At 75.1% G+C, this 9,127-nt stretch carries 3 protein-coding genes; 2 read left to right on the top strand and 1 reads right to left on the bottom strand.

All coding sequences use genetic code 11. From position 1 onward, the window contains the following. Window positions 1-74 precede the first annotated feature (74 nt). Both ACZ50K_RS37320 and ACZ50K_RS37315 read left to right on the top strand, forming a co-directional pair. Complete coding sequence (locus ACZ50K_RS37320) at window positions 75-1,478, top strand: serine hydroxymethyltransferase (RefSeq protein ID WP_468911863.1); 1,404 nt, start codon at window positions 75-77, stop codon at window positions 1,476-1,478. Continuing rightward, window positions 1,475-7,558 carry an amino acid adenylation domain-containing protein gene (locus tag ACZ50K_RS37315; RefSeq protein ID WP_468911860.1) on the top strand — a complete coding sequence of 2,028 codons (6,084 nt, stop codon included), beginning with the start codon at window positions 1,475-1,477 and terminating at the stop codon, window positions 7,556-7,558. Before ACZ50K_RS37320 ends, ACZ50K_RS37315 begins: the two co-directional genes overlap by 4 nt. 609 nt (window positions 7,559-8,167) lie before the next feature. On the opposite strand, the gene ACZ50K_RS37310 is transcribed toward ACZ50K_RS37315, so the two are convergent. Continuing rightward, window positions 8,168-9,019, bottom strand: a complete 852-nt coding sequence (locus ACZ50K_RS37310; RefSeq protein WP_468911858.1) for a DUF4097 family beta strand repeat-containing protein — start codon at window positions 9,017-9,019, stop codon at window positions 8,168-8,170. Window positions 9,020-9,127: the final 108 nt, after the last annotated feature.

Here is a 9,127-nt window from a genome sequence, read left to right as displayed (position 1 = left end):
CATCCACGGCAGGCAGAAACCGGCAGTCCGCGAGCAGCGGGAACTCATAACCCTTCAGAGAAGAGGTACTGGTGATGGCACGTCAGCTAGTGGTGGGCGGTGAGCAGACCGAACTGCTGCGCATCGGAATGGAATCCCTCCAGGACACCGACCCCGAGCTCGCCTCCCTGCTGGACGCGGAGGTCAGCCAGCAGAACACGACCCTCGCGATGATCGCCTCGGCCAGCATCGCGGACCCCTCGGTCCTCGCGGCCGGCGGGGCGGCCCTGTCCAATGTGACCGCGGAGGGCTATCCGGGGGCCCGCTACCACCCCGGGGCCCGGCAGTTCGACGAGGTCGAGAACCTGGCGGTGGAGCGCGCCAAGCAGCTGTTCGGCGCCCGGTACGCGAACGTCCAGCCGCACTCCTGCTCCTCGGCCAACCTGGCGGTGCTCGCCGCCCTGGTCCCGCCGGGCGGCACCATCCTCGGCCTGGACCTGGACGCCGGCGGCCACCTGACGCACGGTTCCAAGGCCTCGGTGACCGGCCGTCACTACAACGCGGTCCACTACGGCCTCGACGAGACCGGCCGGATCGACTACGGGCAGGTCGAGGCACTGGCCCTGGAGCACCGCCCCAGGGTGATCATCGCCGGGGCGAGCGCCTATCCGAGGACCGTGGACTTCGTCCGCTTCCGCGCCATCGCCGACCTGGTCGGGGCGTACCTGCTGGCCGACATCTCGCACATCGCCGGTCTGGTGGCGGCGGGCCGGCACCCGAGCCCGGTGGACGTCGCCCACATCACCACCATGAGCACCTACAAGCAGCTGGGCGGTCCGCGCGGCGGTCTGATCCTCAGCGGCCGCGACCACCAGGTCCCGGGCCCCGACGGCCGCACCCCGCTGCACCGGCTGATCCAGCGGGCCGTGTTCCCGCAGTCGCAGGGCACGCCCAGCCCCGCCTCCATCGCCGCCAAGGCCCGCGCCTTCGCGGTGGCCTCCGGCCCCGGCTTCCGCGAGACCGCCCGGCTGATCGTGGAGAGCGCCGACGCGCTCGCCGCGGAGCTCTCCGCCCTGGGCTACCGGATCCTGACCGGCGGCACCGACAACCACATCGTGCTGCTGGACACCACCGACGTCGGCCTCTCCGGGGTGATCGCCGAGCGGGCCCTGGAGGAGTGCGGGATCCTCGCGAACCGCAACCGGATCCCCGGCGACACCAAGCCCCCGCTGGTCACCAGCGGTCTGCGGCTGGGCACCAACATCCTGGCCCAGCGCGGCATGGGCGCCGAGCAGATGCGCGAGTGCGCCGGTCTGCTGCACACCGTGCTGAAGGCCACCACCGCCGTGACGGACACCGAGTACCGGATCGACCCCGCGCTGGTCGCCGCGATCCGCGAGGAGGTGCGCTGGCTCTGCGCCCGCCACCCGCTGCCCATCGAGAGCCCCAGCGTCAACAGCGTCAGCGTCGGAACAGCCCTGATCGGAGTCGGACCATGAGCGACAACCGCAGCCCCGAAGCCTCCCCGGAGGTCTCCCCAGCGAGCTGGCCGCCGGCCCTGGTCCCCTCGGACCGCCCGCGCCTGCCCGGCCTGGCCCCCCGCTCCTCGGCCGTGACCCGCTCCTTCCTGGAGATCCCGGGCACGGACCCGGCAGCCACCCCCGCCGGCACCGCCGCCGGCACCCCGGCCGTCCCCGCCGGACTGCACGCCGCCGCCTTCGCGGCCCTCCTCTTCCGCTACACGGGCCAGGACCGCATCGTCCTGGCCGGCCCGCAGGGCGGGATCCGCTTCCCGGTCGACGGTGCGGCCACCCTGCTCCAGCTGGCCGAGGCCGCCACGGCCTCCCCCGCCGGCACCACCGCCACCGCCACCGCGACGACCGCCGCCGACGTCCCGACCGCCTTCGCCGAAGGGGCCTCCGTCCCCGCGAACGCGCCGTACGAACTCCTGCTCGGCGTCCACGGCGAGGCCCTGGAACTCCACTACGACCCGGCCCTGTTCGACCGCGACACCGCGGTCCGGCTGCTCGACCACTACCGCGTCCTGCTCGCCGACGCCCTGTCCTCCCCCGGGACCCCGGTCTCCCGGCTGCGGCTGCTCACCGACGAGGAGCTGCACCGCACCCTCGTCGAGTGGAACCGCACCGAGACCCCGCTGCCGGAGCACGGCACCCTGCACGCGGCCTTCGAGGCCCGTGCGGCGAGTGCCCCCGAAGCGGTCGCCGTGGTCCACGGCGCCGAGCGGATCACCTACCGGGAGATCAACGCCGCGGCCAACCGGCTCGCCCACCACCTGCGGTCCCTGGGCGTCGGCCCGGACGTCCGGGTCGGCCTCTGCCTGGACCGCTCCCCCGGCCTGCTGATCGCCGAACTGGCCGTCCTCAAGGCCGGCGGCGCCTACGTCCCGCTGGACCCGGACTACCCGGCCGACCGCATCGCCGTCATGGTGAACGGCACCTCCTGCGCCGTGATGGTCAGCCGCGAGGACCTCACCTCGAACCTGCCGGAGCGCGACGGCCAGAGCCCGCCGCTGGTCCTCCTCGACCGGGACGCCGCCCTGCTGGCCGCCGGCCCGGAGCACGACCCGGCCCCGCTGGCCGGCCCCGAGCACCTCTGCTACATCATCCACACCTCGGGCTCGACCGGTGCGCCCAAGCCGATCGCCCTGCGGCACCTGGGCGTCCTCAACAACGTCCACGACCTCAACACCCGCTACCAGGTGGGCCCCGGCGACTCCGTGCTGGCCCTGTCCTCCCCCAGCTTCGACATGTCGGTGTACGAGTTCCTCGGCCTCACCGCCGCCGGCGGCACGGTGGTCGTCCCCGACGCCGGCCGCACCAAGGACCCGGCCCACTGGGCCGAGCTCGCCGCCACCCACGGAGTCACCGTCTGGAACTCCGCCCCCGCCCTGCTGGGCCTGCTCGCCGACCAGCTGGAGCAGACCGGCGCCGCGCCGCTGCCCCGGCTGCGGGTGGCGCTGCTCGGCGGCGACTGGGTACCGGTCCCGCTCGCCGAGCGGATCCGCGTACACGCCCCGGACCTGCGGTTCATCGTGATGGGCGGGGCCACCGAGTCCTCCATCCACTCCACCCTCTTCGAGGTGGAGAAGGTCGACCCGGACTGGACGAGCATCCCCTACGGCCGGCCGATGGCCAACCAGCGCACCTACATCCTCGACGAGGCCATGCAGCCGGTGCCGCCGGGCGTCCCCGGCGAGCTGTTCCTGGCGGGCGTCGGGCTGGCCCGCGGCTACCTCGACCAGCCCGAGCGGACCACCGAACGCTTCCTGGACTGGTCCCACGGCGAGGTCACCGAACGCCTCTACCGCACCGGCGACGTCGCCCGCTTCGGCCCCGACGGCCTGATCGAACTGCTGGGCCGCGCCGACTTCCAGGTGAAGATCCACGGCCTGCGGGTGGAACTCGGCGAGATCGAGAGCGTCCTGCGCGCCCACCCGGCGGTCCGCCAGAGCGTGGTCGTCGCCCGCTCCAACCGCCTGGTGGCCTATGTGGTCCCGGAGACCGACGCCGCCACCGGCGCGGGCACCGGCCCCCTCGACACCGCCGCACTGCTGCGCGCCGCCGCCGCCCGGCTGCCCGAGTACATGGTCCCCGCCGCGGTGGTCACCCTGGACCGGCTGCCGCTCACCCCGAACGGCAAGCTGGACCGCAAGGGCCTGCCCGAGCCGGAGTTCGCCACCACCGCCTACCGCGCCCCGGGCACCCCCCGCGAGGAGCTGCTGGCCGCCGTGTTCGCCGAGGTCCTCGGCCTCGAACGGGTCGGCGCGGACGACGAGTTCCTCGCCATCGGCGGCGACAGCATCCGCGCCATCCAGGTGGTCACCCGGGCCCGCGCCCGCGGCCTGGAGCTCACCCCGCGGCAGATCCTGCGCTCCCGTACGGTCGCCGCGCTGGCCCTGGTGGCCACCGGCACCGACCCGCGGGCCGCGGCCGCCCCGTCCGCCCCGCTCACCGCCGCCGACTCCCCGGCCTTCCTGGCCTGGCGGCAGCGCTACCCGCGGCTGGCCGACGTATGGCCGCTGACCGCCCTGCAGTCCGGGATCCTCTTCGAGTCCGCCCTCAACGACACCGGCTACGACGCGTACCAGATGCAGACGGTGTTCCACCTGTCCGGCCCGGTGGACCCGGCCCGGATGCGGGCCGCCGGACAGGCCCTGCTCGACCGGTACGCCAACCTGCGGGTCGCCTTCGTACCCGACTCCGACGACAACCTCGTCCAGCTCGTGGTGGACGGTGTGACGCTGCCCTGGCGGGAGGTCGACCTGACCGGTCTGGCCCCCGCCGAGCGCGACGCGGCCTTCGAGGCGTTCCTCACCGAGGACTACGCCGAGCACTTCGACCGCACCGCACCCCCGCTGCTGCGCCTCACCCTGGTGCAGTTCGGAGAGGACCGCCACGAGCTGGTCCTCACCACCCATCACGTACTGATCGACGGCTGGTCCGAGCCGATCCTGATGCAGGACCTGCTGCGGCTCTACGCCACCGGCGGGGACGCCTCCGGGCTGCCCCGGGTGCGGGACTTCCGGGAGTTCCTGGCCTGGCTGGACCGGCAGGACCGGACACTGACCGCGAAGGCCTGGGCCGAGGAGCTCGCCGGGATCGACGAGCCCACCCTGCTGGTCCCGGCCACCGCCCCCCGCGGACGGGCCTCCGGCGCCGGGGAGGCCCCGCTCGGACTGACCGAGGACGAGTCCACCCGGCTGTTCCGGCGGGCCTGCGAACTGGGCGTCACCGTGAACACCCTGGTCCAGGGCGCCTGGGCGGTGCTGCTCGGCGGGCTCACCGGCCGCGCGGACGTGGTCTTCGGAGCCACCGTCTCCGGCCGCCCGGCCGCCCTCCCGGGGGTGGAGTCCATGGTCGGCCTGTTCATCAACACCCTGCCGGTGCGGGTCCGCCACGACTCCTCCGACACCCTCGCCACCCTGCTCACCGGGCTCCAGGACCGGCAGTCGGAACTGCTGGACCACCACCACCACAGCCTCCCGGAGATCCACCAGGCCGCCGGCCTGGACACCCTCTTCGACACCCTGGTGGCCTTCCAGTCCTACCCGGTGGACCGGGCGGGCATCGCCGAGGCCACCGCCGCGGCCGGGATCGAGGTCACCGGGATACGGGCCGAAGGCGCGGCCAACTACCCGCTCGCGCTGATCGTGGAGACCGACCCGCACATCCGGCTCACCCTCCAGTACCACCGGAACCTGTTCGAGGAGCGGGCCGTCGGGGACATCGCCGAACGGCTGCACACCGTCCTCCGCCAGCTCCTCGACGACCCGCACCGCCGGGTCGCCGAAGTGGACCTCCTCCTCGACGCCGAACGCCGGCGGCTGCTCGGCGGCCGACCGGAGCCGGTCACCGCCGACAGCGCGGCCGCCGGTCCGGCGGAAACCCTCCCCGAGCTGATCGGCCGGCGGGCCTCCGCCACCCCGGAGGCTCCCGCGGTGGTCCGCGGCGGCCGGCCGCTGACCTACCGGGAGCTGGCCGAACGCTCCGAGGCCGTCGCCCGGCAGCTGGTCCGGCGCGGAGCCGGACCGGGATCGGTGATCGGACTGGACCTGCCGCGCTCCGGCACGCTGGCGATCGCCCTGCTGGCGGTCCTCAAGTCCGGTGCGGCGTTCCTGCTGACGGACTCGGGCTGGTCGGCGGCACACCGGCAGTCGGTGCTCGCCGCGGCCGGCGCGGCACAGCTGCTCACCGCCGCCGACGTCGACGCCCCGTACGCCGTGCCGGACGGCGGGTCCGGCCCGCTGCCGCTGACGCCGGCCGGTCCGCTGGACGCGGCCTGGCTGCGGCCGGCCCCGGAGACCGCCGACGGCGGCCCGGCGGGCGCGGCTCCGGCCGGACTGACGGTCGACCACCGGGCCCTGGCCGAGGCGGTCACCGCCTTCGCCGCCGACACCGGGCTGGGCCCGGGCGGCCGGCTGCTGGCGGCCTCCCCGGACGCCGACGGACAGGCCTTCGAGATCCTCGCCGCGCTCGCCGCCGGCGCCCGCGTCGAACCCGTCGCCGACCTCTCCGACCTCTCCGACCTCTCCGGGACGGCCGGACCGGGCGACCGGACCGGCACCGTGATCAGCACCACCGGCCCGCTGTTCGCCGCACACCTCAACCGCACGGCCCGGACCCCGGACACCTTCCCGGCGGACACCGTGGTGCTCACCGGTACGGACCCCCGGGACCCGCTCTCCGCGCGGATCCGGGCCGCGCACCCCGGAGTCCGGGTGCTCGGCGCACACGCCCCCGGCGGCATCCTCCGCGCCACCACGGAAGGCGGCCCCCGCTTCCACGTGCTGAACGACTCCCTCGCCCCGGTCCCGACCGGGGTGACCGGAAAGCTCTACGCGACCGGCGGCGCCACCCGCGGCCACCACGGCTGGGGCGCCCTGGCCGAGGACCGGTTCGCACCGGACCCGTTCGGCCCGCCCGGGGCCCGGCTGTTCCGCACCGGGGAACTCGCCCGCCTCGACCGCGACGGCCGGCCCGAACTCCTCGGACCGGACACCGCTCCGGCCCGGATCCGCGGCCGCCGGTTCCGCACCGGCGAGGTCGAGGCCGTACTGGCCGCGCACCCCGAGCTGTCCCAGGCCGCCGTCGTGGCCCGGCCGGCCGGGGAGCCGGGCGGCGACGACCGGCTGACCGGCTACCTGGTCCCGCTCCGCACGGCCGACGTCGGAACGGCGGCCGGCGGAACGGCGGTCGGCGCACCGGACCTTGAGCGGATCCGGGCCTACGCGGCCGGACTGCTGCCGGACCACATGGTCCCGGCCGTCCTGGTCACCCTGCCGGAACTGCCGTTCACCGCGGACGGCCGGATCGACCGCGCCGCCCTGCCCGAACCCGGCGCCGACGGCACCACGGCCGATGCCGGGGCCGGTGCCGGTGCCGGTGCCGGGGCGGACGGCGGGCACCGGGCGCCCCGCACCCCGCAGGAAGAAGCGCTCTGCGCCGTGTTCGCGGAGATCCTCGGAGTCGAGCGGGTCGGCATCGACGACAACTTCTTCGCCCTCGGCTGCAACTCCCTCAAGGCCACCCGGATCATCGGCCGGATCCGCCGCACCCTCGAACTGGAGGTGTCCATCCGGCTGCTGTTCCAGCACGCGACGATCGCCGAACTCGTCGGACACCTCAAGCCCGCCAAGACCAAGGCGCGACCCAGCCTCGGCAGGTCGCTCAAGCAGACGGTCCAGGACATCCGCACCGAAACGAAGGCAAAGGTCACCGACATGCGCGCACAGACCAAGGACCAGACGAAGGACCTCAAGGAGCAGCTCACCGCCTCCTACCGGGAGCAGTACTCCGGAGACGCCTTCCAGGCCGGCATCCAGCAGAACATCGACGACCGCATCCAGAACGGCCTGCGGCGGGGCGGCGACAAGCCGGCCGACGCCAAGGACGGGCAGCGGCGGCTGAAGCGGATGCTGGAGCGGTTCGAGGAGGAGGTGCGGGACGGCGCCAAGCACGAGGCGCTCACCCAGGAGCAGCTGGACGAGCTCCAGAACGCGCTGGCCGGCACCGCCCCGCAGCTCCGCGCCCTGCTGAACGAAGACCGCAAGGCCCTCTGACCGGGCCCGCCCTCCCCCGGCGGCCCCCAGGCCCCCCGCCCCGGCTCCCCCGCCGGCGGGGGGCCTTCCCCACACCCCCGCCACCCCTCCCGGCGGGGGTGGCGGCGTTCCCGCGGCACCGCGCCATCCGTACGGGGCAGCCGCCCCCGCCCGCCCCGGACCGTGCGGCCCTGCACGGGCGCCGGGCAGCCGCCCTTCCCGGGCCGCCCGGGGCCCATGCGCCACCGTCCGCCGGGCCGGACACCCGTACGGGCCGGGCGCCGCACGGCCGCGCCCCCGAACACAGTCCCCCGGTACGGGGCGCGGGTGCCACGCGCCGACGACCTCGGCCCCTGCCCCAGAGCCGGCCTACCGGCCGGACAGGCCCGCGCGGGGTGCCGCGCACCCGCGCTCCGCAGGTCGCTCGGGGGCCGGCAGCCCCCGTTGCGACCGGCCGACGGGCCGGGCTCCGTACGAGGCGGGCGTCGCTCGGGGCGGGCGTCGCTCGGGGCGCGGACCCGGGACCGAGGGCCCGGGTGCCGGGGCCGGCGGCCCGGCGGAACCGGTGGCCCGGGAAACGCGAAACCGCGCCTGCCGGGGGCAGGCGCGGTGGGGGTGGGGCGGGTGGGGTCAGGGTTCGGGGTGCGGGGTGGGGGAGCGGCGGATGACGATGTCGCCTATGACGGTGCGGGCTTGGACCTGGACGGTTTCCTCGGGGGCGGACAGCAGGGTGTCGAAGAGGTCCAGGGAGCGGTAGACGGTTCCGGAGCGGGCGTCCAGGTCGAGTTCGGCCGCGGTGCCGTCGGCGATGCCGACCTCCACCAGTCCGTCGGCCGTCTCCAGGGACAGCGGGCCGCGGTGGGCGCGGTCGATGCGGATGTCGCCCTGGGCGGAGCGGACTTCGACCCGGGTGTGGCTGCGGCCGATGTGGACGTCGCCGCTCTCCACGGACACGCCGAGCCGGCCGGCGATCTCCTCGACCCGGGTGCCGCCCTTGGTGCGGTGGAAGTGGGCCGCGCCGGCGATGGTCCGGAAGGTCACGTCCCCGCAGTCGGCGGTGACCTCCACGTTCCCGTCGGCCCGGTCCACCGTGACGTTGCCCAGGCCGGTGGTCAGGTGGAGCGCCCCGGTCTGGGCCAGCCGGACGTGTCCGCAGTCGCTGGTGAGCCGGCACTCCCCCAGTCGGCCGTCGCCGCGGAAGTCCGCCGCGACCCCGTCCCCGTACACCGTCGAGCCGGCCGGCAGGTGGATGACGATGGCCACCGCACCGCCGGCCCCGGCCGGGTCGGGGGCCTTCGGGACGCTGACCACCAGTTCGCCCGGGACGTAGTCGACCAGGGTCCGGGCGGCGCTCGCCAGGTCGCGGGGCTCGGCGGGATCGCAGGGGCCCACCTCCACGACGGTGTCGGCGCGTTCGCCCGCGATGAACCGGACGTTGCCGATGTCGAGTTCGACGCTGGCACGGATGGGCTTCGGGGTCATGAATGTCGGCATGGCGGGGGCCTCTTGGAAGTGGGCTCGCTACGGCAGGCAGCCCGGGCCGGGTTGTCGGCCGCGGGCTGCGGTTGCTGACGGTGCGGGGTCGGCGGA

The organism is Streptomyces sp. NPDC033845, assembly GCF_055576225.1.
The sequence above is the reverse complement of the archived record's forward strand: the minus strand, read 5'-3'. Positions and strand labels throughout refer to the sequence as shown.